The 26,640-nt window shown below is 48.8% G+C and carries 19 protein-coding genes and 1 riboswitch; of the genes, 8 read left to right on the forward strand and 11 right to left on the reverse strand.

Going from position 1 to position 26,640, the window contains the following annotated elements; all coding sequences use genetic code 11:
* Positions 1 to 24: 24 nt before the first annotated feature.
* The 3 genes from DSZ37_RS02330 to DSZ37_RS02340 all read right to left on the reverse strand — a co-directional run bounded on the left by DSZ37_RS02330 (position 25) and on the right by DSZ37_RS02340 (position 4,115).
* Positions 25 to 483 (reverse strand): leucine-rich repeat domain-containing protein, encoded by a 459-nt coding sequence (locus tag DSZ37_RS02330; RefSeq protein ID WP_109725344.1) that lies wholly within the window; start codon positions 481 to 483, stop codon positions 25 to 27.
* Between the two features lie 187 nt (positions 484 to 670).
* The gene (locus DSZ37_RS02335) at positions 671 to 3,406 is read right to left on the reverse strand and encodes an FtsX-like permease family protein (RefSeq protein ID WP_109725345.1); all 2,736 of its coding nucleotides are present in this window, start codon (positions 3,404 to 3,406) and stop codon (positions 671 to 673) included.
* 4 nt (positions 3,407 to 3,410) lie between these two features.
* Positions 3,411 to 4,115 (reverse strand): ABC transporter ATP-binding protein, encoded by a 705-nt coding sequence (locus tag DSZ37_RS02340; protein ID WP_109725346.1) that lies wholly within the window; start codon positions 4,113 to 4,115, stop codon positions 3,411 to 3,413.
* Positions 4,116 to 4,523: 408 nt separating this feature from the next.
* Here DSZ37_RS02340 and DSZ37_RS02345 point away from each other — a divergent pair, with 408 nt between their 5' ends.
* Positions 4,524 to 7,133, forward strand: a complete 2,610-nt coding sequence (locus DSZ37_RS02345; protein ID WP_109725347.1) for a discoidin domain-containing protein — start codon at positions 4,524 to 4,526, stop codon at positions 7,131 to 7,133.
* A 226-nt stretch (positions 7,134 to 7,359) separates the two neighbouring features.
* On the opposite strand, the gene DSZ37_RS02350 is transcribed toward DSZ37_RS02345, so the two are convergent.
* The gene (locus DSZ37_RS02350; protein ID WP_109725348.1) at positions 7,360 to 8,136 is read right to left on the reverse strand and encodes a TraX family protein; all 777 of its coding nucleotides are present in this window, start codon (positions 8,134 to 8,136) and stop codon (positions 7,360 to 7,362) included.
* 63 nt (positions 8,137 to 8,199) lie between these two features.
* Positions 8,200 to 9,540, reverse strand: a complete 1,341-nt coding sequence (gene rbr / locus DSZ37_RS18095) for a rubrerythrin (RefSeq protein ID WP_109725349.1) — start codon at positions 9,538 to 9,540, stop codon at positions 8,200 to 8,202.
* Between the two features lie 205 nt (positions 9,541 to 9,745).
* A riboswitch (TPP riboswitch) is annotated at positions 9,746 to 9,848 on the forward strand.
* A 218-nt stretch (positions 9,849 to 10,066) separates the two neighbouring features.
* Here rbr and thiD point away from each other — a divergent pair.
* The 6 genes from thiD (at position 10,067) to DSZ37_RS02385 (ending at position 18,080) form a co-directional block, all read left to right on the forward strand.
* Positions 10,067 to 10,873, forward strand: a complete 807-nt coding sequence (gene thiD / locus DSZ37_RS02360) for a bifunctional hydroxymethylpyrimidine kinase/phosphomethylpyrimidine kinase (RefSeq protein WP_109725350.1) — start codon at positions 10,067 to 10,069, stop codon at positions 10,871 to 10,873.
* Positions 10,873 to 12,042 (forward strand): putative hydroxymethylpyrimidine transporter CytX, encoded by a 1,170-nt coding sequence (gene cytX, locus DSZ37_RS02365; RefSeq protein WP_109725351.1) that lies wholly within the window; start codon positions 10,873 to 10,875, stop codon positions 12,040 to 12,042. The genes thiD and cytX overlap by 1 nt, the downstream gene beginning before the upstream one ends.
* Positions 12,043 to 12,117: 75 nt before the next feature.
* Positions 12,118 to 13,431 carry a phosphomethylpyrimidine synthase ThiC gene (gene thiC / locus DSZ37_RS02370; RefSeq protein ID WP_109725352.1) on the forward strand — a complete coding sequence of 438 codons (1,314 nt, stop codon included), beginning with the start codon at positions 12,118 to 12,120 and terminating at the stop codon, positions 13,429 to 13,431.
* A gap of 610 nt (positions 13,432 to 14,041) precedes the next feature.
* On the forward strand, positions 14,042 to 15,601 hold the full coding sequence (locus tag DSZ37_RS02375) for an NAD(P)/FAD-dependent oxidoreductase (protein WP_109725353.1): 1,560 nt from the start codon (positions 14,042 to 14,044) through the stop codon (positions 15,599 to 15,601).
* Positions 15,601 to 16,080 carry a GtrA family protein gene (locus DSZ37_RS02380; RefSeq protein ID WP_109725354.1) on the forward strand — a complete coding sequence of 160 codons (480 nt, stop codon included), beginning with the start codon at positions 15,601 to 15,603 and terminating at the stop codon, positions 16,078 to 16,080. Before DSZ37_RS02375 ends, DSZ37_RS02380 begins: the two co-directional genes overlap by 1 nt.
* A 50-nt stretch (positions 16,081 to 16,130) precedes the next feature.
* Positions 16,131 to 18,080 carry a hypothetical protein gene (locus DSZ37_RS02385; protein WP_109725355.1) on the forward strand — a complete coding sequence of 650 codons (1,950 nt, stop codon included), beginning with the start codon at positions 16,131 to 16,133 and terminating at the stop codon, positions 18,078 to 18,080.
* 52 nt (positions 18,081 to 18,132) lie between these two features.
* Here DSZ37_RS02385 and DSZ37_RS02390 read toward each other — a convergent pair whose 3' ends face one another.
* Positions 18,133 to 18,333 (reverse strand): DUF1858 domain-containing protein, encoded by a 201-nt coding sequence (locus DSZ37_RS02390; protein WP_109725356.1) that lies wholly within the window; start codon positions 18,331 to 18,333, stop codon positions 18,133 to 18,135.
* Between the two features lie 128 nt (positions 18,334 to 18,461).
* On the opposite strand from DSZ37_RS02390, the gene DSZ37_RS02395 reads away from it, so the two are divergent.
* Complete coding sequence (locus tag DSZ37_RS02395) at positions 18,462 to 19,013, forward strand: TetR/AcrR family transcriptional regulator (protein WP_109725357.1); 552 nt, start codon at positions 18,462 to 18,464, stop codon at positions 19,011 to 19,013.
* A gap of 336 nt (positions 19,014 to 19,349) precedes the next feature.
* Here DSZ37_RS02395 and DSZ37_RS02400 read toward each other — a convergent pair whose 3' ends face one another.
* The 5 genes from DSZ37_RS02400 to DSZ37_RS02420 form a co-directional block, all read right to left on the reverse strand.
* Positions 19,350 to 20,069 carry an ABC transporter ATP-binding protein gene (locus tag DSZ37_RS02400; RefSeq protein WP_109725358.1) on the reverse strand — a complete coding sequence of 240 codons (720 nt, stop codon included), beginning with the start codon at positions 20,067 to 20,069 and terminating at the stop codon, positions 19,350 to 19,352.
* Between the two features lie 13 nt (positions 20,070 to 20,082).
* Positions 20,083 to 22,536, reverse strand: a complete 2,454-nt coding sequence (locus DSZ37_RS02405; RefSeq protein ID WP_109725359.1) for an ABC transporter permease — start codon at positions 22,534 to 22,536, stop codon at positions 20,083 to 20,085.
* A 3-nt stretch (positions 22,537 to 22,539) separates the two neighbouring features.
* Complete coding sequence (locus DSZ37_RS02410; protein WP_181380203.1) at positions 22,540 to 24,582, reverse strand: M13 family metallopeptidase; 2,043 nt, start codon at positions 24,580 to 24,582, stop codon at positions 22,540 to 22,542.
* Positions 24,583 to 24,823: 241 nt separating this feature from the next.
* A complete protein-coding gene (locus DSZ37_RS02415) occupies positions 24,824 to 25,930 on the reverse strand; it encodes an SLC13 family permease (RefSeq protein ID WP_242978540.1) in 1,107 nt (368 codons plus the stop codon).
* The gene (locus tag DSZ37_RS02420) at positions 25,927 to 26,382 is read right to left on the reverse strand and encodes a GNAT family N-acetyltransferase (RefSeq protein ID WP_242978541.1); all 456 of its coding nucleotides are present in this window, start codon (positions 26,380 to 26,382) and stop codon (positions 25,927 to 25,929) included. Before DSZ37_RS02420 ends, DSZ37_RS02415 begins: the two co-directional genes overlap by 4 nt.
* Between the last annotated feature and the right edge of the window lie 258 nt (positions 26,383 to 26,640).

The following is a 26,640-nucleotide window of genomic DNA, read 5'->3' on the forward strand; positions in this document are numbered from 1 at the left end:
GCGCGTATTACCGCACGCAGTTTGCTATGAAGCGATGTTATCATTAAGTGAATTGAGGGTATTCCTTATCTTCTGCCATCTCTCGTTGTTGAGCTCGCCGCGGAGACCGAACTTGTACACCTTATCCTTATAGGTGACCTTTACATATGAGAGATGATCGCAGCCTGCAAAAGCATATTTACCTATCTCCTCAAGACTTGAAGGGATAGTCAGATCGCTGAGACTGCGGCAGCCGCGGAAGGCATACCAGCCAACTCTTAAAGTGCCCTCGGGGAGTGCGATACATTTAAGGTTCTCACAGCCGCTGAAAGCCGTATCGGAAATGACCTGAACGGTATCGGGCATGAGTATCCTCACAAGATTGGTGCAGTCGCAGAAAGCGCCCTCGTCGATGATTCCGACGCTATCGGGAATAAAGATCTCGGTAACGCCTTTCTCGTCCTTGTACTTTTTGAGTACACCTCTTTTGATCTTGTAATTCATTAAATTTTCTCCTTATCGAAATAAACATCGATCCATATCCCCCGAACCCTTTGGTTCACTTATATAATAGCACAATAATGACAAAATGTCAACTTACGGAGCATATTCCGAAGCGTATTCATAAGAATTGCACAAAAAAACTCCCTCGTTTTTTCAGAGGGAGTAAATTTCACCATATTTAAGTTCATCATTCAATTGATTTAAGAGACTCAGCCATATTAATTTTTTCAAGTTTAAGCTCCATAAACAGGTCAACAATAAAGTTGAAAAGGAAAGTGAGAAGAACGCTGTACAGGAAGCTTTTTGGTAGCACCTTTACACTGAAATCCACAAGATCAACTCTTATCTGAGCCATAACGAAGCGGTGGACAAGTATCCCCAGTCCCAGACCAACGACAGTACCGAAGGCAGTGAGAGCAAGATTTTCCCTGAGCACATACGATGAGGTCTCCCGTCGGAAGAAGCCCAGCACCTTTATGGTGGCTATCTCGCGGACGCGCTCTGTAATGTTGATATTGGTGAGATTATACAGCACGATGAATGCCAGTCCCGCAGCGCAGATTATGACGATGAGGACGATATAGTCAAGACTGCTCATCATTTTGCTGAGTCTGACTTTAAGGTCGCCGAACAGTATCACCGCCGTAACATTGCCGTTTTTGGAGAGAGCCGCCGAGGTCTTATAGGTATCGGCGCCCTCTCTGAAGTTGAGCAGCGCATAATTGATATCCGTCTTTTCGCCAAGCTGCGCTTCCATAGTATCCCTGCCCATGAACACCACATTATAGACATGGTTCTCAAAGATACCCGTGACCTTCACATTGAGCTCGCGCATATTATCGTCGCGGAGCCTTATGCTGTCGCCCTTTTTCACATTATACCTCTCGGCGATGCTGTGACTTACCACAGCCTCCCCCATAGCAGGAGCGTCAAGAGCATTTCCCTCCATATCACGGAGCACGAAATATTTATCCAGACCGTCGAAGCTGTCCACAGCGTTTACGGTGACGCTCTTGACCTTTTTCCCGTAGAGCAGGTCCCACGAGCCCGTGTACATAAGCCTGTGATCGGCGGTATTCTCGTCAAGGAGCTGACTGAGAGCCTCGGGAAGCTCCTCCCCTATATTCTTGAGTGAAGCCGAAGCGTCAGCCACCTCTATCTCCCCGTACTGAGTATCGGCAAAGCCTGCGATGGAGTCCTTGAGACCGAAGCCCGTGACCAGCAGTGCGGTACAGCCGCCTATGCCCAGTATCATCATGAACAGTCTTTTCTTGTAACGGAATATATTTCTGATAGACACCTTGTGGAGGAATTTCAGCCTTTTCCAGATAAAGCCCACATTTTCAAGGAGTACTCTCTTGCCTGCTTTTGGAGCCTTAGGTCTCATAAGACCTGCGGAGGTCTCCGCCAGCTCCAGACGGCAGCTGAACCATGTAGTGCCGACTGAACAGATAAGGGACACCGCCAGAGCGATGAGCGCCAGCTTGGTGTCAAAGAGGTAAGGAATTGGAAGTCTCAGGTACATGAGCTCATAGGTCTTCCAGATGACCTTGGGGAACAGGAACGTTCCGCCGAAGTAACCCAGAGCGCAGCCAATGAGAGCAGCGCTTCCCGAGTAAAACATGAACTTGCCCATAACCGTGCCCTCGGAATAGCCAAGGGCTTTGAGAACGCCTATCTGAGTACGCTGCTCCTCCACCATGCGGCTCATTGTGGTCATGCATACCAGAGCAGCAACAAGGATAAAGAACACAGGGAAGATACGGGCTACCTGCGCAACTATCTCGGAGTCGCTCTCAAAGCAGGCGTAACCGATATTTGTGTTCCTATCCAGAACGTAGACCTCGGGCTCGGTGAGCTTTTCAAGCTCCTTTTCACCGTCGGCGATATCCTTTTCCGCGTCCGCTATCTGCTTATTGAAGTCCGCGAGGGAGCTCTCATAGTCAGTCTCCCCTTTTTCGTAATCCGCAAGGGCAGCGTTATACTGCTCCATACCTGCGGCATACTGTTCCGGACTGATATCCTTTATCTGCTGAAGCTGAGAAGCCTGTCCGTCCAGCTGAGCCTTTGCGCTGTCAAGGTCGGCTCTTGCGCTGTCAAGCTTCTGCTGACCCTCGGCGCGCTTGTCGTCCAGTTTTTTTCTGCCGTCGTCCAGTTTTTCCTGTGCCTCGCTGCGGAGCTGCTCAAAACGGATACCGGCTCTTGAACCGGCGATATCCTCCCACTGCTTGTCTCTGCCGTCCATGAAGCTGTCGTACTCATCGGAATACAGCTGATAGTCCTGCTGAAAGCGAACATAAGCCTCGGTGTAGACATCCATATCGAAGGCTTCCTCGGGAAGGTAAATGAAAGCGGTTATCTCGCCGTTCCCGACAGAGGTGGTGCCCCGCTCGAAGTTGATATACAATGATGAGTCACACACTCCCACGATCTTCAGCTTGTCAGCTTTAAGAGCATTTCTGACTCTTTCTGAGTTCTCCCCCGACACGGTAAAGACCTTGCCGATATCGAAGCCCTCTTTGTCACCGTCCACGATACATTCATCGGGAGCCTCGGGCATTCTGCCCTTTGTGAGCCTGATACCGTTGATATCCTTTGTAAGTGAATGTGCCCTGAGAACGTGTTCTCTTTCTCCTGCGGTGAGGATATCGAGACTGTAAGCTCCCTCTGCACTTCTCACATCGGGACGGCTGCGGAAGTCCGCGATATCCTCCTCCTGCCAGCCCAGAGAGGACAGGAGTCTGTAATCGTAGAACTGTTTCTCATTCATAAAGCCGCTTACGGTATTCACCATAGCAGGAGTGGTTATCCTTACCCCCGTAAAGAAGCCAACACCGAGAGCGATTATCGCCATTATAGCAAAAAAACGCCCGAATGTGCCTTTTATTTCGCGGAGAGTAGTTTTTCTTATAGCCGAACCCATACCGTCACCACTCTATATCCGCGATATCAACGATATTATCGTTCATACGCACACTCGAAACGGTACCGTTCTTGACAGTGATTATGCGGTCAGCCATAGGTGTAAGCGCCTGATTGTGGGTAATGACCACCACTGTCATACCGTTTTTGCGGCAGGTGTCCTGAAGCAGCTTCAGAACCGCCTTGCCTGTTTCGTAGTCGAGAGCACCGGTAGGCTCATCGCAGAGGAGGAGCTTGGGATTTTTCGCGAGGGCTCTTGCGATAGCGACTCTTTGCTGCTCACCGCCCGAAAGCTGAGCAGGAAAATTCTTTATACGCTCTCCCAGTCCCACCTGCTGAAGGACCTTTTCCGCGTCAAGGGGGTCTGTGCATATCTGAGCGGCAAGCTCCACATTTTCCAGAGCTGTCAGATTCTGCACCAGATTATAGAACTGGAAAACGAAGCCCACATCATAGCGTCTGTAAGCGGTGAGCTTCTTTTTATTAAGGGCAGATATCTCCGTACCGTCGAGAAGGACGCTTCCCGAGGTAAGGGTGTCCATTCCGCCGAGGATATTGAGGATAGTGGTCTTGCCTGCGCCCGAAGCACCGACAATAACGCAGAACTCACCTTTGTTTATCTCAAAATTCACGTCACTGAGAGCGTGTATCTCTATCTCGCCTGTCCTGTATGTTTTTTTCACATTTCTGAACTCAACGTAAGCGCTCATAACAATCCTTTCGTACAAATGAATTAATTTCGCCCATTACGCCGTGCATGGACGCAGGCGTCCGACGGGTTCGGCACCTTACGAAAACGCAGCGGCATAATGAAAGAAGCCGAAACCGTCAGGCTGCGCTTCGCGCAGCCTATGCACGGCTGACTTTAGTATGGCACGCGGAGTAATTTTTCCCTTCCTGTGACCTACACCGCGAACATGGGAGTGGAGGCTCTCCACCCGCCTATGCACGGCTCAATATGGATAAATTATACCACAACGGAGGGAGTCTGTAAAGCGAAGTGATAAGATTAAAATTTTTAAGTCAAAATATCACCACATTCTGCATATTTTCTGTTTACAAATGCAGACAATTAATGTATAATATAATAAGTATTAATTTCAGAAAGGAGTTTTTCCATGAAGCTTTTCAGGAGGATATTATCCGCAGCAGCGGCAATGACAGTATTTGCGACAACATTTGCAGCAGTGCCCATGAGTGAGTCTGCGGCAGCGACAGTGGTTACGGTATCGCCCTACGACGTATACGACATAAACGGAGGAAAATTTGAGGGCTGGGGAACCTCGCTTTGCTGGTGGGCAAACCGAGTGGGATATTCGGACAGTCTCGCCCAGCAGTGTGCGGACACATTTTTCAGTCCCGACGGACTGGGACTCAACATCGCCAGATTCAACATCGGCGGCGGCGACGACCCGAGCCATACACATATAACCCGAACCGACTCAAATATGCCGGGCTACACCAAGTACAATAACGGAAACGTCACCTACGACTGGTCTGCTGACCACAACCAGAGGAACGTACTTGAGCGCTGTATCAAGGCGGCAGGAGATGACATGATAGTCGAGATGTTCTCCAACTCTCCCCCCTACTATATGACCAACAGCGGATGCAGCACGGGAGCAAAAGACTCAGCCAAGAACAATCTCCGCGATGACAAGTACACGGATTTTGCGGAGTATCTTGCAGAGGTAACAGCCCACTACGAAAACGACTGGGGCATACACGTCCAGAGCATAACCCCCATGAACGAGCCATACACGAACTACTGGGGAGCTTTCAGCAATAAGCAGGAGGGCTGTCATTTCGATCAGGGCGGCTCAATGGACAAGATATATCAGGAGCTTGCAAAGTCCCTGCAAAAACGCGGACTGAACAATATAATCATCAGCGCCTGCGACGAATCCATCATAGACACCCAGATAACCTCATGGAACAAGATGTCCGACACCACCAAGTCCCTCATCGGACGAATAGACACCCACACCTACGGCGGCAGCCAGCGCAGCCAGCTCAAGGACACCGCCATAAAGGCAGGCAGGAACCTGTGGATGAGTGAGGTGGACGGCGGCTCAACAGCAGGCACCAACGCAGGAGAAATGGGCGCAGGCCTCTGGCTGGCAGACCGCATAACCACCGACCTCAACGGACTCAACTCCTCAGCGTGGATACTATGGCAGGTAATCGACAACCATATCTCAAAAGTCGGCATGAACGGCAACAAGGACAAGGGCATGGTAAATACACAGGGCGGCTACTGGGGACTTGCAGTTGCCGACCACGACAACGACAGGATAATCCTCACCAAGAAATACTACTCCATGGGACAGTTCTCCCGCTACATCCGCCCGGGAATGACCATGCTCAAGAGCAGCAACAACTGTGTGGCAGCCTTTGACGAAAAGGGCGGCAGACTTGTTATCGTAGCCACCAACGACGGCTCCTCGGACAAGCAGCTGACATTTGATCTTTCGGGCTTCAGCGCACTGGGCAATACAGCACAGACTATCCGCACCAGCAATTCCGAGAACTGGAAGGACGTCGGCAATGCTAATGTATCAGGCGGCGCACTTCAGGCAAATCTTGCAAAGCAGTCCGTTACCACCTTCATCATTGACGGAGTAAAGGGCGGCATTGACCTTACTGACAAGATAGATCTTTCCGCAGCGACACTCAGCGGCTCCGACTCATGGCACAGCGACTCATCCACGAACTACGCAAAGGTATTCGACGGCAACACAGCCACCTACTTTGACGGTGTAAGCAACGGCTGGGTACAGGCAGACCTTGGCGAGCTCTATGACATAACCGCATTCGGCTATGCTCCCAGAAGCGGCTATGAATACCGCATGACAGACGGCAGATTTAAGGTATCACAGGACGGTCAGACATGGACTAACCTCTATACCGTGCAGGGCAAGCCATCCTCGGGAATGCACTACATAACCTCCATCCCCGAGAACACCACCATCCGCTATATCCGCTACGAGGTCCCCTCGGGACAGCCGCAGAACGAGTACAACAAGGACAGCTCCTACTGTGCAAATATCGCGGAGATAGAGCTTTTCGGAGTTCCCCACGGACAGGGCACCAGACCTGCGTATGACAAGCTCACTGCCAAAGAGGTAACAGGTACACGTTCATGGCACGACTCCACAGCCACATCAGCAGACAAGGCATATGACGGTGACCTGAACACCTACTTTGACGGACTCCAGAGCGGAAACGTCACACTTGACCTCGGTACCGTATGTGATATCGAAACCATTGCATACTGTCCGAGACGTGATTACGAAACCAGAATGATAGGCGGATATTTTGCAGTATCCACAGACGGCGCAAACTGGACAAAGGTCTTCACCGTCGAGAACAAGCCTTCATTCAGAATGAACTACACTCCGAACCTTGAAGGCGTAAAAGCACGTTATGTGCGCTACGAGGTACCTGAGGGAGCTCCCACAAATCCGCTCAACAAGGACGCCGAGTATCTCTGCAACATAGCTGAGATAGCGGTATACGGATTTGAAGGCACAGCAGTAACAATAGGCGACGTTAACAACGACGGCTTTGTAACTGCGGCAGACATTGTTTCGCTCCAGCGCTATCTGCTGAAGAATGAGTCACTTGCCTCCCCCGAGAATTCGGATATAAACGGTGACGGAGAAATAGACGTATTCGACATGATACCTCTGAGGAAGCTTGTACTTTCAAAGATTCAGACAATATGAAACAAAACAGCCCCGAAGCATTTCAAAGAGCTTCGGGGCATTGTATTTTGTATGTCTGCTAATATAAATCATAATTTTGCGGAGCAAAATTATGATTTAAGCCGTTAGCCCATAGCCATTAGCCGTTAGCCTGATGTAGGGGCGGCGAAGCCGCTTCCTAATGGCTAAAAGCTAAAGGCTAAGGGCTTCGGAATTTAACACCTTCGGTGTTAAATTCCGATTTACCTTATCTGTTTGCTATTCTCTCAACTACCCATATGATGAAGTAATGCAGCGGATAGAAGATATAGAAGAACCACTTTGCGAATGTGGGATGTTTGCCTTTTCTGCCGTTGTAGAACACTGTCATGCAAAGATAAGCTGCTGCGAACATAAGCAGCATGGTAGCTATCTCCACAAGCAGAGGCACTGTTGGCACCGTACCAAGGCTGAACAGATTTGCTCCGAAGTAGACAACGGACAATCCGAAGAAAGCGATAGCGCGAGCCTTTGGTTTTTCACGGAAGCAGTGCAGAAAAAGTATATACAGTATACCGAAAAGGAACCAGTCCGACTGTATCGCCGCAGTTGCGCCGATACACAGCAGAACGAGACCTATCCTCTGCCAAAGCCTGAATCTGCTCTCCCACGCCATAACCGCAAGGAGTCCGAAGAACAGGGTGAATATCACATTTGTATGCCACCAGCCGAAAGCCTTGTGACAGCACAGCCAGTCAAAAGGCTGAGCTATGCAGGCAAAGATAAACAGCCTTTTGGCGTATTTTTTCCTGTCGTGGGTGTATTTGTAGCCGTCCGCGACAAAGAAGAACATGACAGGCGGGCAGAACAGCGACGTATATATAAGCACCAGCTCCCAGAGAGGAAGCTCATAATATTTTGAGACATCGCCGTCGTACCTGTCCATGAGCACCCAGCCCAGCAGATGCCCCCAGAACATGATGAATATGGCAAGGCATTTCATCATATCGCGGTTGAATATCTTGTATTTTTTAGTTTGTTCCATTCAAGTAATTACCTTTTTAGTTTATTATCCGTACAGATGGCACATTCAGCGCTGTAAGGCTTATCAATAGTTTTCCTTTCTCACCTCGAAGTAGCTCTGGGGGTGGAAGCAAACAGGGCAAACCTCGGGAGCCTCCGTACCTATGACGATGTGACCGCAGTTGCGGCATTCCCACATAGTCACGCCGCTCTTTCTGAACACCTCCATAGCTTCAACGTTGTGGAGCAGAGCACGATAACGCTCCTCATGGTGCTTTTCGATGGCACCGACGCCGCGGAACTGCTCTGCGAGGTCATGGAAGCCTTCCTCATCGGCTTCTCTTGCCATTCTCTCATACATATCTGTCCACTCGAAGTTCTCGCCCTCAGCTGCATGGAGAAGATTTTCCGCAGTAGTTCCGATACCGCCCAGAGCCTTGAACCACAGCTTTGCGTGTTCCTTTTCATTTTCCGCAGTCTGGAGGAACAGGGCAGCTATCTGCTCATAGCCGTTCTTCTTTGCAACAGAAGCATAATATGTGTACTTGTTTCTTGCCTGCGACTCTCCTGCAAAAGCCTCAAGGAGGTTCTTTTCGGTCTTTGTGCCTGCGTACTTATTGGCGGAAGTGCTCTCGGCAGGAGCCTCGCTTATCTTCTCGAACATATCCGCGCCGACTCCGCAGAGAGGACACTCAAAGCCCTCGGGGAGCTCGTCGCCAATATACTCGTATCCGCATACTGTACATCTCCAGATAGTCTGACCGCCCTCGGTCTTTCCAACGGGGACCATGTCCTTGTCGGAAGCCTTGGTCACCTTCTCAAAGTCGGAAGCGCCGTGCTTGCATATAGGACAAATGAAGTCCTCGGGAAGCTCCTCGCCCACATATTCATAGCCGCAGATAACGCATCTCCAGATAGTCTGACCGTCGGACGCAGTACCCACAGCCTCGGGCTTTGGCTTGATACTGCTCTGATAGTATTCATATGTAGCTGAGGGTGCATCGGAGAGCACCTCCATATCAGTAACATCTGCGATGAACATGGTATGTGTGCCCAGGTCAAGAGTCTGACAGACCTTGCCCGAGATAAAGGCATTTGTGCCCTTGGTTATGATGAGTGTGCCGTTCTCTGCGCGCTTACAGTCGGCAAAGTCCGCAAACTTGTCCACGTCCCTGCCCGACTGAAAACCGAAATGCCTGAACAGCTCAAAATCAGCATCAGTACTTATAACGGAAGCTGTAAATGCTCCTGAATCCATTATCATGTCATGCGTGAAATTGGTCTTTGCAACAGTAAGACTTACCCTGTTGGGAGCCGAAGTCACCTGAGCAAGGGTATTTGTGATACATCCGTTATCTCTGCCGTCTCTCTGTGCTGTAACAACGAAAAGTCCGTAGCTTATTTTATACATAGCCTTCTTGTCCATAGTTTTTACCTCCGTTTTTAACATATAATAGCTGAAACCAGCTTCATATACTGATTTTACCAAAAATCGCCTGTCAAATCAAGTATATTTTATTAATTTTCTTTAATCAGCATAAAAAAACGGTGCTCCATCCCGCTGAATCCTTTCAAAATAATTCAGCAAATGGGGAGCCGATATCTCTTGACAATTCATATAAAAGTGGTATAATTATAAAAAAGGGAGCTTGTGAACAGGCTGAGAGGGAGTTGTAAACTCCGACCTTACCTGATTTGGATAATGCCAACGGAGGGAAATACTTTTGCAATGAAGGTGTGTCTCTTTGCGCGGGCACACCTTTTTCAATTCATAATCAAAAATCCATAATTCATTTTTTTGGTGTCCGCTTACGCGGACAGAACATAATTATGAATTATGCATTATGCATTATGAATTATCAAAAGCGGGACATCGGGGGCACCACCTTGTTTCGCTATACAAAATTAATGCTGGGGAGATATCCCGAATTTACCGAAAAGGAGAAATGTACATGAAAACAGCATTAACGATCGCAGGAAGCGACTCCTGCGGAGGCGCCGGCATTCAGGCGGACATTAAAACAATGACCATGAATGGTGTTTACGCTATGAGCGCGATAACCGCTCTCACAGCCCAGAACACGACCGGCGTAACAGGTATTATGGAGGTAACGCCTGAATTTTTATCCATGCAGCTTGACGCAGTGTTTACGGACATACGTCCCGACGCAATAAAGACAGGCATGGTATCCTCCGATAAGCTTATCCGCACCATAGCTGCAAAGCTCCGCGAATACAAGGCGGAGAACATCGTTGTGGACCCCGTAATGGTAGCGACCAGCGGCTCAAGACTCATCGCCGAGGAGGCTGTGGAAACTCTCAAATCGGAGCTTCTCCCCATTGCCGCCGTGGTAACGCCAAACATTCCCGAGGCGGAGATACTTGCGGATATGAAAATATCCTCGCAGGAGGATATGGCAAAAGCCGCAGAGGTCATCGGCAGCAGATACAGCTGTGCAGTGCTCTGCAAGGGCGGTCACAGTCTCAGCGACGCCAACGACCTGCTCTATAACGGCGGAAAGACCACATGGTTCAACGGAAAAAGAATAGACAATCCCAACACCCACGGCACAGGCTGCACTCTTTCCAGCGCCATAGCTTCAAATCTGGCTAAGGGCTTCGGACTTGAGGAGTCTGTGGAGAGGGCTAAGGAATACATATCGGGAGCTCTGGCTGCAATGCTGGACCTCGGAAAGGGCAGCGGTCCTATGGCTCACGCCTTCGCTCTCTCTGGCAGATTTGCTCAGGAGGCTGAGTAATGGAGAAAAAGCGCACCTCAATATACGAAAACGGTCTTATCTGGTTCGGCGCAGGTGTATCCATTGCCGAGATAATCACGGGAACATATTTTGCTCCCCTCGGCTTCGGAAAGGGACTTCTTGCCGTCATCATCGGTCACATTATCGGCTGCACCATGCTGTTCCTTGCGGGACTCATCGGCGGCAGGACACGCAAAAGCGCTATGGAGACCGTAAAGATGAGCTTCGGAAGCAAGGGCGGTATCTTCTTCTCAGCCCTTAACGTACTCCAGCTGGTGGGCTGGACTGCTATCATGATATACGACGGTGCCCTTGCTGCAAACGGCATTTTCGGTGCAGGACGCTGGGTATGGTGTCTGGTCATTGGCGGACTTATCATACTCTGGATACTCATCGGCATAAAAAATCTGGGCAGGATAAATACAGTCGCCATGGCTGCACTGTTCGTACTCACGCTCATACTCTGCAAGATAATATTCTTTGACGGCAGCGAGCTCCCCATTTCCGAGGAGAGCATGAGCTTCGGCGCAGCTGTAGAGCTCTCCGTGGCTATGCCTCTTTCATGGCTGCCACTTATCAGCGACTACACCAGAGAAGCTGAAAAGCCAGCTGCTGCCACTGCTGTCAGCGCCATCGTCTACGGCATTATAAGCTGCTGGATGTACGTTATCGGCATGGGAGCTGCTATCTTCACAGGCGAATACGATATCGCTCAGATAATGGTGAAGGCAAGCCTCGGCATTGCAGGTCTGCTCATCGTGGTATTCTCAACAGTTACCACCACCTTCCTTGATGCCTATTCCGCAGGTATCTCGGGAGAGTCCATCTTCGCCAAGCTCAAAGGCAAATGGATAGCTGTTGCTGCTGCGGTGATAGGTACCGCAGGAGCTATCATCTTCCCAATGGACGATATCACGGACTTCCTCTATCTCATCGGCTCGGTGTTCGCACCTATGATAGCCGTTCAGATAGCGGACCATTTCATACTGAAAAAGGACAGCTCGGACAAGAACTTCGACATAATAAGCTGTATCGTGTGGGTGCTGGGATTTGCGCTTTACATGGTACTTATGAGGGTGGATATCCCCGTGGGAAATACTCTGCCCGATATGGCGGCAACAGTAATAATGTGCGCTGCCGCAAAGAAGATATTTGCTAAAAAACAATAACGGGAAGTCGGGAGACAGGAGCATTACCTGCTCCTCTTACGGCTCCCGACTCCATAATATATGGAGGAAATAAAAATGAGAAATTACAGCACACAGATGGAAGCGGCTAAGAAGGGCATAATCACTCCCGAAATGGAAACAGTCGCAAACAAGGAATACATCAGCGCAGAGGAGCTCCGCGAGCTTGTTGCAAAGGGCGAGGTCTGCATCCCGTGTAATATCAACCACAAGTCCATCTCCCCCGAGGGTATCGGCACAAGAATGCGTACCAAGATAAACGTAAACCTCGGTATCTCCGGCGACGCCAAGGACTACGACGTGGAGATGGAAAAGGTGGATATGGCTCTGAAATTCGGCGCCGAGGCTATCATGGACCTCTCCAACTACGGCAAGACCAACACATTCCGCACCGCTCTCATAGAAAAGTCGCCTGCTATGATAGGCACAGTTCCCATGTATGACGCTATCGGCTACCTCGAAAAGGACCTCCTTGAGATAACCGCCGAGGACTTCCTGAGAGTTGTCCGCGCTCATGCAGAGGAGGGCGTTGACTTCATGACTATCCACGCAGGCATAAACCGCCGCGCTGTTGAAGCCTTCCGCAGAGACAAGCGCAAAATGAACATAGTTTCAAGAGGCGGCTCTCTGCTGTTCGCATGGATGATGATGACAGGCAACGAAAACCCGTTCTACGAGCATTACGACGAAGTCCTTGATATCCTCCGTGAGTTCGACTGCACTATCTCCCTCGGAGACGCCCTCCGTCCCGGATGTATCGATGACGCTACCGATGCAGGTCAGATCTCAGAGCTCATCGAGCTGGGCGCTCTCACCGAAAGAGCATGGGCCAAGGACGTTCAGGTAATGGTCGAGGGTCCCGGTCACATGGCTATGAACGAGATCGCCGCAAACATGAAGCTCCAGAAGCGTATCTGCCATAACGCTCCATTCTACGTCCTCGGACCTCTGGTAACGGATATTTTCCCCGGATATGACCACATAACCTCCGCTATCGGCGGTGCTATCGCTGCTGCAAGCGGTGCCGACTTCCTCTGCTATGTAACTCCTGCAGAACACCTCAGGCTCCCCGATACAAACGACGTCAAGGAGGGCATCATCGCAAGCCGCATTGCTGCTCATGCTGCGGATATAGCAAAGGGTATCCCCCACGCAACAGACCGCGATAATGCTATGGCTGAGGCTCGTCATGAAGTGGACTGGGACAAGATGTTCGAGATAGCCGTTGACGGCGAAAAGGCAAGAGCCTACTTCGAGAGCACTCCTCCCGCTGACAGACATACCTGCTCAATGTGCGGCAAGATGTGCGCCGTAAGAACTACAAATATGATACTCAACGGCGAAAAAGTTGAGTTCTGTTCGGAAAAGTAAGATTTTTCCGCTCAATAATGTTAAAGCTGCCGGGTCTGTTCAAGACCCGGTATTTTTTTCGCAGAGGCAGCTGTTCCCCTGCATATATACCGAAACGCTTCGGGTAGATTCAGACTTCTCTCTGCAATTTATGAAGTCCGCTTATCCCCCCTTTCATAAGTGGGGCAAAAACGTGCTCTTTTCAACGTAAAACCGTTGTATATCAGAAAAGTTTTTCAAAACTTCGTACACCTGCACAATGAAGTGCTCATTCATTTGTCAGCTTTGCACAAAGGCTTCGTACTCATATGTTATAAGCGGGGAGCCCCCGCCGGCTGTTTCGCGGTATAAATATCAAAATCGGCAATTCTTTCTCCGCGTATCTTGCTATTTTCGTATTTTTATTTTATAAGTGGGGAGCCCCCACCGGCTGTTTCGCGGTATAAATATTAAAACCGGCAATTCTTTCTCCGCGCATCTTGCTATTTTCGTACATTTATGTTATAATATAATGTATGGCTGAATAACAAGCTGTTTTAACGATAAATATTATTGTTTTAAGGCATATGCGTCAGGTTATTATAACTGTTTTCGCTGCTTAAAGATCCATGAAAGGAAAAGGTAATAAAACATGAAAAAAGTCATTATCATAGGCGCAGGACCTGCAGGTCTTACCGCTGCATACGAGCTCCTCAAGGACGGCTCTGGAGAGTACGAGGTCACTGTCCTCGAGGAGACAGATGCCATCGGCGGCATCTCCAAGACCGTCAACTACAAGGGAAACCGTATGGACATGGGCGGTCACCGTTTCTTCTCAAAGATACCCGAGGTCAATCAGTGGTGGAGCAATATGCTGCCCCTTCAGGGTGTTCCCTCATCGGACGACAGGTTCCTGAAAAGAAAGGTAAGTGTGGAGAAAGGCGGTCCCGACCCTCAGAAAACCGACCGAGTAATGCTGAAAAGACACAGGGTCTCCCGTATCCTTTTCAACGACAAGTTCTACGATTACCCCGTTTCGCTGAAGCCGGAGACTATAAAGAATTTCGGCTTCTTCACCACTATGAAGGTGGGAATGAGCTATCTCAGGGCGGCTGTTCACAAGCGTCCCGAGACCAATCTGGAGAACTTCTATATAAACTGCTTCGGTAAGGAGCTCTACTCCATGTTCTTCGAGTACTACACCGAAAACCTCTGGGGCAGACACCCCAGCGAGATAGACGCTTCATGGGGCGCTCAGCGTACAAAGGGTCTGTCCATCGTCGGTATCATCAAGGACTTCTTCGGAAAGGTGTTCAAGGTAAAGAACCGCAAGGTCAACACCTCTCTTATCGAGGAATTCAAGTATCCTAAGCTGGGACCCGGTCAGCTCTGGGAGGTCACTGCCGATGAGGTCAAGAAGCTGGGCGGCACTATCATAATGGAAGCTGCCGTCAAAAAGCTCCATAAGGACGAAAACAACACGCTCACAGGCGTTACCTACATAAAGGACGGCAAGGAAGTTTGTCTGAACGGCGACTGCGTTATCTCCTCAATGCCCGTAAAGGACCTTGTGGCAGGTATGAACGACGTCCCCGAGGAGGCTGCAAGGATAGCAGCAGGTCTTCCCTACCGCGATTACATGACCCTCGGCGTTCTCGTTCCCAAGCTGAAGCTGAAGAACAAGACCAACATGCGTACCGTGGGCAATATTGTCCCCGACTGCTGGGTATATGTTCAGGACAGACGCGTAAAGATGGGTCGCTTCCAGATATACAACAACTGGTCCCCCTACATGGTCAAGGACTTAGGTCACACCGTATGGGTGGGTCTGGAGTACTTTGTCAGCGAGGGCGACAAATTCTGGAACATGACCGAAAAACAGTTCTCCGACTTCTGTGTAAAGGAAATGGTGAAGCTTGGTCTCATCGACAGCGCAGATCAGGTCCTCGATACTCATATGGAAAAGGTCAAGAAGGCTTACCCTGCTTACTTCGACACTTATGAGGAGATGGACAAGCTCATCGATTATCTCGATACTATCCCCAACCTCTACTGCGTCGGCAGAAACGGTCAGCACAGATACAATAATATAGACCACTCTATGGTGACTTCCTTTGAGGCTGTAAAGGCTATCAGGAGCGGAAGCACAGATAAGTCCGCTATTTGGAACGTCAACACCGAAAAGGAATACCACGAGGAGAAACAGAAGTAATGGACGAGATCAGACAGATACTTCGCGACAAAAACTTCAAAAAGCTCTTTGTGGGCGATACCGATAACACTCTTATCCAGTTCTTCCGCTACCTTTTCGTAGGCGGTCTGGCTTTTGTTGTGGATTTCGCACTTTCTTACATTGTTTTCCGCTTTGTTTTCCACGAGCAGAAGGAGTTCGGCTGGATAGCCAATGCCCTCTCCTTTATCGCAGGTCTTGTGGTCAACTATATCATCAGTACATTCTGGATATTCAAGACCTCAAAGGTGGAGAACAAGGTGGTAGAGTTCATCAGCTTTGCCGCTATCGGAGTAGTGGGTCTGCTCATTACTATCGGTATCACCGTTCTCTTTGAAAAGTGGCTGGGCGATACTACTCACCTTTTCCAGATCATCGCTAAAATTGTCTCTACTGCCGTGTCGTTCCTGTGGAACTTCTTCGCGCGAAAGATACTGCTGTATACCAAAAAAGAAAAATAACATATCCGTGGGGCGAGGTCACCTCGCCCTATGTTTTACGGAGGAATAATATGGACGATAACACTAAGAATACTTCTGCCGACAGCGGAGAAAGCCCTGAAGAAGTCCTTGACTTCACCGAGGAAGCCGCGGAAAATACGGGAGAAGTCCTCGATTTCACCGAGGAAGCTGCGGAAAACACGGGAGAAGTCCTCGACTTCACAGAAGAGACTGCTGACGGGAATGAAGCTGCTGCGGATGAGGAAAAGGCTGATGAGACTGCCCAAGATGCTCCCGAAGCGGAGACATCGGCAGAAACAGCTGCCGAGGAAAAAGAAGTAACTGCACCCAAAAAGGACCCTGCAAAAATAATCGGCAGGATAGCAGCGTGGTTAGTGTCTGCGGTACTTCTCATCTTTGTGGCAGGAGTTACGGTATACTATATCACCACCGCTTCAAAGGCGGAATTCCACGCCGACTGCACCGATACCATCACATGGGCTGAGGCATCCGTGGAAAGCGGTCACCTCTACAACGAGGACTTCACCTATGCCTGCTTCCTGCCTTTCAGCACAAGTACACTGATGATACCACTTATACATATTTTCGGCTTCGGCATGACTGCCCATATCGTCGGTATGACCTGCTTCTTCGTGCTCCTCACCGTCTTTATGATACTAATGATGAGAGAGATAACAGGCAGCTTTCCTCCTGCTATGGCAGGTACTGCGATTTTCCTGTCCATTACTCTCGCCACAAAGAAGCTCCGCGAGATATTCTGGGGACATACCATTTATTACTCCCTCGGTATCCTCTTTCTCGTCATCGGCGTTTATCTGTTCTCAAGACTGATTACTGCCAGAAGTGCCCGAAAAAAGCCAAATAAGGAGAAAAAGTCAAAGGTTGGGATATTCATTCATACCGCCCTTATCTTCATTATCCTCAGCGCTTTCATGTTCCTGACAGGTATGGACGGAATTACGGGCTTTACCCTGTTCACTCTCCCCTTTGTGGGCGCCATATTTGCGGAATATCTCGTTAATCCCAAGCACCGCCTGTTCAGCATAAGGTCCCTGAGAGTGACATTTGTTTCCCTGTTTTTCCTCGTTATGTCTATTCTCGGAAACGCCCTGAACAATGAGCTGCTGGACGGCATGAAGGCAGGCTATCAGGACGCAAATTCGGAGTTCTCGGACTATAATACATGGCATGGGCACTTGCAGGGGCTTCCGCTCGCATGGATGAAGCTGCTGGGCGTTCAGAACCTCCCCGATGTTATGTTCACAAAAGAAAAAGGCGTGAAGAATATCATCTTCATCGCCGCTTCTATTCTCATCGCTGTTCTCCCCATCGTGGCTACCTTCTGCTATAAAAAGTACGGCACAGACAAAAAAGGCAGACTCATGCGTATGTGGGTATGGATGCACTGGGCTGTCACCGCTGTTGTCATGATGGGCTATGTGTGCGGTATCCTCTCAGTCGCAGACTGGAGACTTACTCCCGTTGTAGGTACTTCCCTCATTCTAAGCATTTCGTTCGTGTTCTGGGCTGTCAGCCGTAAAGCCGATGTGGCAAGGATTGCTGTCATTCTCTTTATCCCCGTCTTTGCAGCAGGTATGATCAGCTGCGACGAGGTCAGAAAAATGAAAAAGGACGGCTATAAACAGAATACTCAGTATAAACTGGCGGAATTTCTCAGGGAGCAGAACCTTGACAGAGGTTATGCCACATTCTGGAACAGCCACGCAATTACTCTCCTCACCGATAACAAGATAAAAGTTTATGATATCAATATCAGCGATTCGGGTGCTTATATAAGGGGCTATCAGTCCTCAAAAAAATGGTATGAGACCGATCCCGAGCAGGAGGAGTACTTCATACTGCTCACCGACTATGAGTTCAGTCAGTATTCAGCCTCGGACGACTATAAAAACGATCCTCCGAAACGCCTTACAGATACTGTCATCAACAATGTCGGCTATAATCTGCTGGTATACGATCACAATATGTTCGGCACATAAAAAGAAAAAGCACCATAAGGTGCTTTTTCTTTATCATATTGATCTGAACCGATTATTCAGCAAGCTTCTGATTGATAGCGTTTACAAGCTCGTCTGCGTTAACGCCGTGAACCATTGCAGCTTCCTCGATAGTCTCGCCCTGTGATGCAGGACATCCGAGACAATGCATTCCTATGCTGAAAAGAATAGGTGATACATCCTTGTCAAGCTGAAGAAGCTCGCCTATCTTTGTTTCCTTTGTTACCTGTGCCATAATTAGACCTCCGTTTTTTTAAACTCAGGGACTTGACAAATGTCCGCCCCTTTGTTATAATATTATCATAGTATTTGACACTTGTCAAGGAGCTGGAACCAACTTTTACAAAGCGAGGTATTTTGTCCATGTATCAGGGAAGCAATAAATCTGCATTACTCTCTCAGAAACTCATCTCAGAAGCTCTTTTGCGCCTTCTGGAAGAAAAAACCTTCAACGATATCAGCGTCAGCGACCTATGCCGCGAGGCTCAGGTCTCCCGTCAGACCTTCTATTCCCTGTTCGGCACCAAGGAAAACGTAATCATGTATGAGCTCAGCCATAACTGCTGCTTTCTCCCGGAGGAAAAGGATACCTCCTGCCATTCGGCTATGTTCCGCAGCTTCTGCGAAGGATACAGCCGATATATCGTGGATAAAAAGCATATCATCAGTCTCCTTGTAAGAAACGATATGATTCACTTCCTTTATGATGTGCAGTACAAGTCTCTTATGGACTGTGAGTACTTCATAAGCGATGTCTCCGACGACAGCCGCGTTTTTATAGTTGACTTCATCGCCAGCGGCATGAACAGCATCGCCAAGAATTATATTCTCACAGGCGCAAAGGCGGATGTCGCCTTCCTCGAAAAGCTCATGTTCAGTCTCTACGGAGGTCTCTACTTCAAAAATTATACATGATATTGCTGCCCCGAAGAATGATCTTCGGGGCTCGTTTTTTATGCGGAAGCTAAAGTAAATCAGAATTTAGCGGAGCTAAATTATGATTTAAGCCGTTAGCCCATAGCCATTAGCCGTTAGCCTGATGTAGGGGCGGCGTTCCGCCGCCCGATAATAAAGCGGCGAAGCCGCTTCCTGATGGCTAAAAGCTAAAGGCTAAGGGCTTCGGAATTTAACACCTGCGGTGTTAAATTCCGATTTATTTGAGCAACGCAAATAACACAATGCCCCTGAGCGTTTTGAAATGCTCAGGGGCAAAATGATTATATTGGAATAACCTGTAAGAATATACAGCTCTCAGTTAGCAGGGACAGCTTCCTGAACATTCTCTGCTGTCTCGTCCTGTGCAGCTGTTTTGCCGTTGACAAGCTCGATTATCCTGTCGCCGTAAGCCGCGCACTTATGGGAATGTGTAACTTGGAGGATAGTGATACCCTTCTGCTTGTTTATCTCCGAGAAAAGGCTCATTATCTCTGCGCCTGCATTTGAGTCAAGGTTTCCCGTAGGCTCATCTGCAAGGATTATCTCAGGCTCGCCGATAACTGCTCTTGCGATAGCGACTCTCTGCTGCTGACCGCCCGAGAGCTCCGATGGCTTAGCCTTGCGCTTTTCTGTGAGACCTGTTATCTTCAGTATCTCGTCGAGCTTAGCTTTCATCTCTGCCTTGCTCTTGCCCTTTACACTTGACGGAAGCAGGATATTGTCCTCAACATTGAGGTTCTGCACGAGATTATAGAACTGAAAGATAAAGCCTATTTTGTCAAGTCTCATTGCAGAGAGTGCCTTCTCCTTCATCTTGCCGATATCATATCCGCAAACACTTATCGTGCCGTTGAAGTATCTGTCGAGGCCGCCTATGAGATAGAGAAGTGTGGATTTTCCGCTTCCCGATGCGCCCATAAGTGAAACGAACTCACCCTTTTCAACGCTGAGGGAAGCTCCCGACAGTACCTTTGTCATGCTCTCGCCCTTGCCGAAAGCTTTGTATACATTATTTACTTCTATTACATTAGCCATTGTACTTTCTCCTTTATTCGTATTTCAGCTGTGAAACTACGTCCATTTTCTTCAGAGCCCTTATGGGGAACAGTGAAACGAGTGTGAATATGAGCCAGAGGAATATCGCATAGAAAACCGACTTCACAACAGGTATCGTCATAGGTATTACGTTCTCGGTGATATCCATAAGTCTCATGAATACTACCGACATCAGCATTCCTATGGGTATAGCAAACAGCAGAGCTGTTCCTGCGGCTATCATATTCTCAAGCAGGAACATCTTTGACAGCTTCTTTCGCGGCATTGCCACGGAGGTCATTACGGCGCATTCGCGCTTTCTTCCCTCAAGACCGATGAGCTGATTGCTTACAACACCTATAAAGGTAAGTCCAACGCCTATGAGAATGAGAGCATGGATTATCATCAGGATAGAGGCTCTCTGAACGGTGAGCTGAAGCATATACTCCGAGCTGGTCATTGACATTCCGACGAGATCAGCGGAATGATCCTGAATGGTCTTCTTTATAGCCTTGGGATCATCTCCCTTGACGAACAGGTACATAGGATGATCGCCGTATATCTCCTTGTATGTATCCTCATTGAGAACAGCGCTTGTACCCGAACCTGTTCCGTAGTCGATATTTATCCTGCTCTTGATGGTAAGTTCCTTTTCGATGGGAAGATATCCCTGAGCAAGGAAGGTCATTTTTACCTTATCGCCGACTTCAAGTCCGTACTTTCTCATAATGATCTTACCGAGGCAGACCTCATCGGCACCTATGTTGTTGTCTACGCCGTCAAAAGAGTCTACCAGCTGGTTTCCGCCTTCCTTCCAGCCGTATACATAGATCGCTTCTTCCTTGTCGTCAAAGTTGACATAGTCAGATGTAAGATAGAAGAACTCTGTCTGATTTACGCCTTCGAGCTGATCTATATATGAGAGCATGGTGGGCTTGGTGCCCGTAAGACCGTTTATTACGTCACACTTGAATACTTCCTTGGAGTAAACAGTTGAAAGTGAATTGGAGAACATATAGATGACCAGAGCCAGAGCTGCTGCTGTAACGCAGAGCACGGAGCTTCCTACCGTTGACTTCTTTGCTCCTGCCTCTACCGCAGCAAGATGGGCAATGGGGAAATTGAGCTTTGCAAAAAGCTTTTCGAGAAGCTTTGCCACAGCTCTTGTAACATAGTTGAACAGAAGTGCAGCACCTGCGATGATGCAGACGAAGCAGATCATATTCATCGCAAAGCTGTCCTTGAAGAAGAAGCAGACAGCCGCTGCTGCAAGAAGCACAAAGCCAATGATTGTAGCTACCTTGCTGGGCTTGTACTCTGTCTCCTTGGTATTGAAGATGATATCGCGGATCGGCACTCTCAGTGCCTTGATGCTCTCCTTGATGGGACAGAGGCTCTCGATGATTACAGCTCCGAGGACGACTCCGAGATAAATATAGAACTTTGGCATCGGTACCTTAGGACGAAGAGCATCATCGACCACCAGCATTGAATTGAACAGCGGCTCCTTTACGAGAACGTACAGCAGTATGCCTATACAGCTTCCTATCAGTCCGAACAGTGCATTTTCAAAAATGAGAGCAAAGGTGGTCTTTGCCGATGATACACCGAGGCTTCGGAAGGTACCGACAACAGACATCTTGTCGGTTATCATTCTCTCCGAAACAGAGACGGTTACGAAAATAACGAGGAGCATACACAGCGCAAAGAGTATAAGGAATACCCTCGAGATACTCTTTATGGAGTTTTCGAGGTCCTTATCCTCAAGGAAGTTCGTCACCTCTGCTGTGGGATACTTTTCCTTGAAGAAATTCTCGGCATCCTTGATCCGGCTGTCGTCCTTGACATCCACCATTACGGAGGTTATCTCAGCCACTCCGCCAAGGGTCATCTCGCCCATATCCTCAATGCTTATGACAATGGTATTGTCATCCATGGCAAAAATTCCCTGTTTTTCCTCAAGGCTTCCTACGGTAAACTCAACAGGGATATCCCTGTCACCGTGGAGAACGATCTTGTCTCCCACCTCAAAGCCGAACTCCTCGGCAAAAGCCTTGCCAATGCCGACCTTTTTGCTGCCTATCACTATATCGTCGCGGATGACGCCCATATTCCTGCCCTCATCGGGATCAACAGCCATTACCATAGCCTGACCGCGGTTGACATAGGAATAGTCGCTGTCGATACGTCTGTCGAAGTAACAGGTTGTACCGCCCATCCTGAGTATATTGCAGTCGGGAGCGCCGTCCGCAAAATCCTCTCCCACAGGGCTCTTTGTCTGTATCTGAAGGTCACTGCTTCCTGCCACTGTGGCGAAAAGACCTTTCAGCATAGTTCTGAGTGAGCCGCTGAGGTCAAAACAGAGCATAGCCGTAAAGCTGCAGACTATGATACAGAGCATGAGCAGCAGAGTTCTCAGCTTATGCGCCATTATATCCTTGAATATATGCTTGAATATCAGTCTCATCGCTTACCACCTGCTTACCCTTTCCTCGGGAGCAACATACATTCCGTCGCCCTCCTTGATATCGTATACCTCATTGAACTTACTGTTCGAGGCAAGCACGGCGTTAACGCGAACCTTTCCGGGGCTGTGCTCATCGGTGGTGAGTCTCTCAACAGCAGAGGAATCCACTTCAAGACCGCACCATATCTCAGCATATCTCCTGAAAAGCTTCTTCAGCTCCTCGGGGTCGTCGATTATATTTGTGATGCACTCCATAGCACTGAGATCGGCATAGTTCTCACCGTTGGTGCTCTTTCCGTCAACATGGAAAACCTCCATGATGGTATAGTTGCTGTAATAATCCGAAAGAGCATCTGCGCGCTCCTCGAGAACCTTTCTGTCAGCCTCATTTATCCACTCGGGATCGAGTATTCCGTCGGAATTATACTTTATGCAGTTGGAGTCAAAGGCGTGACCGATCTCATGAGCCACTACGGAACCCAGTGCGCCGAGATTTTCAGCATCGCTCATGTTGGGATCGAAGAAAGGCGGCTGCATGATTGCAACGGTAATGTTTATGGAGTTACAGGGCAGATACTGTGCATTAACGGTATCAGCAGTCATAAGCGGCTTTTCCCTGTCCATAGGCGAGCCGAAAAGCTCCATTTTCTTATTGTTCATGTATCTTACCATGTTCTTTGTAGTCTCATAGTAGTCCCTGCCCACCAGCTTTGCGTCCTTGGGGTCGGTCTCATGATACTCTCCTGTGGTTATGAGGAGTATGCCGTCAAGCTTCTTTCTCAGAGCCTTTCTGGTATCGGCTGAAAGCCAGTCTGCACCCTCGATGAGCTCTCTGTAGCTTCCGATGATCTCATCGAAGATAGAATGTATAGCCTTGTCTATCTCGGGAGTATAATACTTCTGAGCATATATCTCCGATATCTGTGACGAAAGGAGAGGAGCTATGGAAGCAGCGGCAAGGTCCTCTTTTACTTCCTTGCTCTCGGGGTTGTAATCCGAAAGGATATCGTTGCTCTCACGGATATAGCTTCCCACGCTGCCGAGATAGCTGCTGAGGATATATGTTTTCCACTGTTCAAGGTGTTCTTCCGTCATAAGATCGTTAATGGCAGCGAGCTGCTCCTTGTCGGCGATATATATACCGTCGCCCTTCTTTGTGGCAGAACCGAGGAAAAGATCGGCAAAAGAGCCGTCATAATTGCTCATGATGCTGTCGAGCTCATCAAAGCTTGTCTCTTTCAGATCAAGAATCCTATCCATGTCGAATTTCATATCAACATCGGTATGCTTTGCGATATCAAGACCGAGATACACCATCTGTCTGCCCTTTTCGTCGGCAGTATCATAGTCATCGCCCATTACCCTCATCATATCTCTTGCGAAGTCGTTGGCACTATCACACTTAGCTGAATCCTCGGCTATATCCTTGATGGGCGTTCCGAGGAAAGCCATAACGGGATAGAGATAGAGCGCATACCGGGTACCGTCGTAATAATCGTGCATCACCTCAAAGCTGAACATTGACTGTGAGCCGTAATTGAGCACAAGGTCGCCCCAGATGTCAAAGAGGTCGTTTATATTTTCTGCGGCGAGAATCCTGTCGCAGTTGCCCATGATCTCCTTTTCAGCCGTTCCGTCATCCTTGTAGTCGAGCGCCTGATGGTAGATGTCGTGAACAAGCTGTTCGTTGCTTCCTGCTTCAAATTTGGTGTTGTCCGCAGCGATCTCCTTGATGAGCTCCTCCACGGGGTCCTTGCCGTCGGCAGGTTCAAAAGGCGTTACTGCGTCTGAACCGTAAGGAATCTCAGCTTCGGTGAGCGTCTTGTAATTGACATAGCCGTAGAAATCGTCCTGCGGTCTGATGTCCCCCTTGTTTTTCTCCTCTGCCTTGTCATCCTCGGCAGAGTCATCTTTTTCCCCGCCGTCAACAGACGAAGTGCTGCTGTCTTTGCTGCTTTCCTTCTTGGACGCGGCAGAACAGCTCACAGCACTTGCTGTCAGCATAGCTGCCAGAATGAGTGCGAGGAGTTTCTTGTGTTTCTGCATTTCAATCCTCCAATAATTATTACGTTTTGTTTGGCAAACGCAAGTTTTATTATACATCTTTTTACAATATATGTCAAATAACAATACACTATCGCACAAGATGTATATACACATTATATACATTATTAACTATCTTGTCAAGTCCTTTTCCGAATTTTTTCCTTTTTCTTTACCATTGTAAAAAAAAGAACCCCCGAGAATTCGTCCGAACACTCGGGAGGATGATCATATAACCGATATATCAGGATATCATGAACTGCACCGCAAGAAGAAGTCCCAGCAGCGCAAAGTTGATGACAGTAAACACGAGGAAATACCTTCCCGTTTCAGCTCCCTCGTCGCGGCGGTAGAGCTGAAATGATATAAGACTTGCAAGTGAAGCGATTATGGTACCGAAGCCGCCAATGTCCACTCCCAGAAGCAGCTGAGTACCCTTGTCGGTGAACTCTGCAAGCATTACCGCAGCAGGCACGTTGCTGATAAACTGAGACAGGGCAGCCGATACTATGAGCTCCCTGCCGTCAAGGATTCGGGAGAAAAAGCTGCTGACAGCGTCGATGCGGGCGATATTGCCGACAAAGATGAAAAAGCACACGAATGTTGCAAGGAGAGTATAGTCCACCTTAGCGAAAACCTTTCTGTCGCAGACCGCCGCCGCAAGAACAGCTCCCACAAGGCAGGACCAATCGGGCACAAGTCGGAATACTGCTGCTATACACAGCAGAAAAAGTCCCGTAAAGACCGCTGTCTTTATGACGGGGGGCTTTTCTCCCTTGCTGTCGGGAGCTTCACATTTTTTCTTCGGCAGCAGCAGAGTGAGCCCCATTACTGCCGCAAGACCAACTGCTCCCACGGGAAGCATTGTCCGCACAAAGGTCATAGCAGTAAGCCCGTATTTATCATAAAGGAAAAGGTTCTGAGGATTGCCGATGGGAGTCATCATACTTCCAAGATTGGCAGCGGCAGTCTCCAGCACCACCGTCAGGATCAGGCATCGCTTGTCCCCTATCCCTTTGTAAATGAGAAGTGTCAGCGGAACAAAAGTAATGAGCGCAACGTCATTTGTGACCAGCATCGCGCTGAAAAAGCATATCAGAGTAAGAACTGCTCCCAGCCTGCGGACGTTTCCCGTTCTGCGGAGGATAGCCCTTGTTGCGGCATCAAATATGCCTGCACTGCGAAGTCCGGCAACAGCAGCCATAAGCGCAAAAAGCTCAATGAGCACTGTCCTGTTGCAGTAGCCGAGATACTCTTTATCGGGCGGAACGATGAACACGGTCGCCACCGCAAGGAGAAACGCTGCTGCAAGGACAGGCTGAGCCTTTATAAATCGCAGCACCTTGTTCATATACGCTCCTTGGTCATGAGTCCGTATTCAGAAAGTCTGTATCCCTCGCTGAAATAGCAGGCGTAAGCAGCCTCGTTTTCCTGTTCGACCTCCATTTTAAATCGCACAGCCTCGGGAAACTCCTTTTCGATAAATCGGAGTACCTCTTTACCGATGCCAAAGCGACGGTACTCGGGCTTAATATAGAGGTCCTCGAGCCATACGCATACACCGCCGTATTCGGTGGTATAGCTCACAGATGTCATTGCATAGCCTGCCACACCGCCGTTCTGTTCGGCAATGAAACCGCGGAGATAGGGCAGTTCTCCGATACAGTCATTAAAGTCCTGTTCAAGCACACTGTCCGATGAGGTATGTATCACCGCAGGAGAATCATAGAACACTCTCATCATTGCGAGCACCTCAGCCCTGTCGTTCTCGGTCATAGGGCGGATGTTTATGTCATTTTTCATAATATCTTCCTTTCGCAATTACTGCAAAAAGAATTATACCACTTTTTTGCGATCACGTCAAATCCTTTATTGCATAAGCGACGGATCATAAAGCGGATACTCACATAGAAGTTTGCCACTTATTTATACAGCTGAGATAAATCAGAATTTCGAGCTGAGCCAGCTCGACCGCTTGCCACGTTGTCGCTCGTAAACTCGCTTAATAATATCAAAAATGGTATTTGTACATCGCTTACAGCGCAATAAGTACGCCGAGCC

Origin of the sequence: Ruminococcus flavefaciens (genome assembly GCF_900116855.1) — a bacterium.
Lineage (GTDB): Bacteria > Bacillota > Clostridia > Oscillospirales > Ruminococcaceae > Ruminococcus > Ruminococcus flavefaciens_R.

Coding starts and splice junctions, on each gene's coding strand:
- DSZ37_RS02415 (WP_242978540.1), bottom strand. CDS start 25,930: ATGAACAAGGTGCTGCGATTTATAAAGGCTCAGCCTGTCCTTGCAGCA.
- DSZ37_RS02330 (WP_109725344.1), bottom strand. CDS start 483: ATGAATTACAAGATCAAAAGAGGTGTACTCAAAAAGTACAAGGACGAG.
- DSZ37_RS02335 (WP_109725345.1), bottom strand. CDS start 3,406: ATGGGTTCGGCTATAAGAAAAACTACTCTCCGCGAAATAAAAGGCACA.
- DSZ37_RS02400 (WP_109725358.1), bottom strand. CDS start 20,069: ATGGCTAATGTAATAGAAGTAAATAATGTATACAAAGCTTTCGGCAAG.
- thiD (WP_109725350.1), top strand. CDS start 10,067: ATGAAAACAGCATTAACGATCGCAGGAAGCGACTCCTGCGGAGGCGCC.
- DSZ37_RS02420 (WP_242978541.1), bottom strand. CDS start 26,382: ATGAAAAATGACATAAACATCCGCCCTATGACCGAGAACGACAGGGCT.
- DSZ37_RS02375 (WP_109725353.1), top strand. CDS start 14,042: ATGAAAAAAGTCATTATCATAGGCGCAGGACCTGCAGGTCTTACCGCT.
- DSZ37_RS02380 (WP_109725354.1), top strand. CDS start 15,601: ATGGACGAGATCAGACAGATACTTCGCGACAAAAACTTCAAAAAGCTC.
- rbr (WP_109725349.1), bottom strand. CDS start 9,540: ATGGACAAGAAGGCTATGTATAAAATAAGCTACGGACTTTTCGTTGTT.
- thiC (WP_109725352.1), top strand. CDS start 12,118: ATGAGAAATTACAGCACACAGATGGAAGCGGCTAAGAAGGGCATAATC.
- DSZ37_RS02345 (WP_109725347.1), top strand. CDS start 4,524: ATGAAGCTTTTCAGGAGGATATTATCCGCAGCAGCGGCAATGACAGTA.
- DSZ37_RS02410 (WP_181380203.1), bottom strand. CDS start 24,582: ATGCAGAAACACAAGAAACTCCTCGCACTCATTCTGGCAGCTATGCTG.
- DSZ37_RS02385 (WP_109725355.1), top strand. CDS start 16,131: ATGGACGATAACACTAAGAATACTTCTGCCGACAGCGGAGAAAGCCCT.
- DSZ37_RS02405 (WP_109725359.1), bottom strand. CDS start 22,536: ATGAGACTGATATTCAAGCATATATTCAAGGATATAATGGCGCATAAG.
- DSZ37_RS02395 (WP_109725357.1), top strand. CDS start 18,462: ATGTATCAGGGAAGCAATAAATCTGCATTACTCTCTCAGAAACTCATC.
- DSZ37_RS02350 (WP_109725348.1), bottom strand. CDS start 8,136: ATGGAACAAACTAAAAAATACAAGATATTCAACCGCGATATGATGAAA.
- DSZ37_RS02340 (WP_109725346.1), bottom strand. CDS start 4,115: ATGAGCGCTTACGTTGAGTTCAGAAATGTGAAAAAAACATACAGGACA.
- DSZ37_RS02390 (WP_109725356.1), bottom strand. CDS start 18,333: ATGGCACAGGTAACAAAGGAAACAAAGATAGGCGAGCTTCTTCAGCTT.
- cytX (WP_109725351.1), top strand. CDS start 10,873: ATGGAGAAAAAGCGCACCTCAATATACGAAAACGGTCTTATCTGGTTC.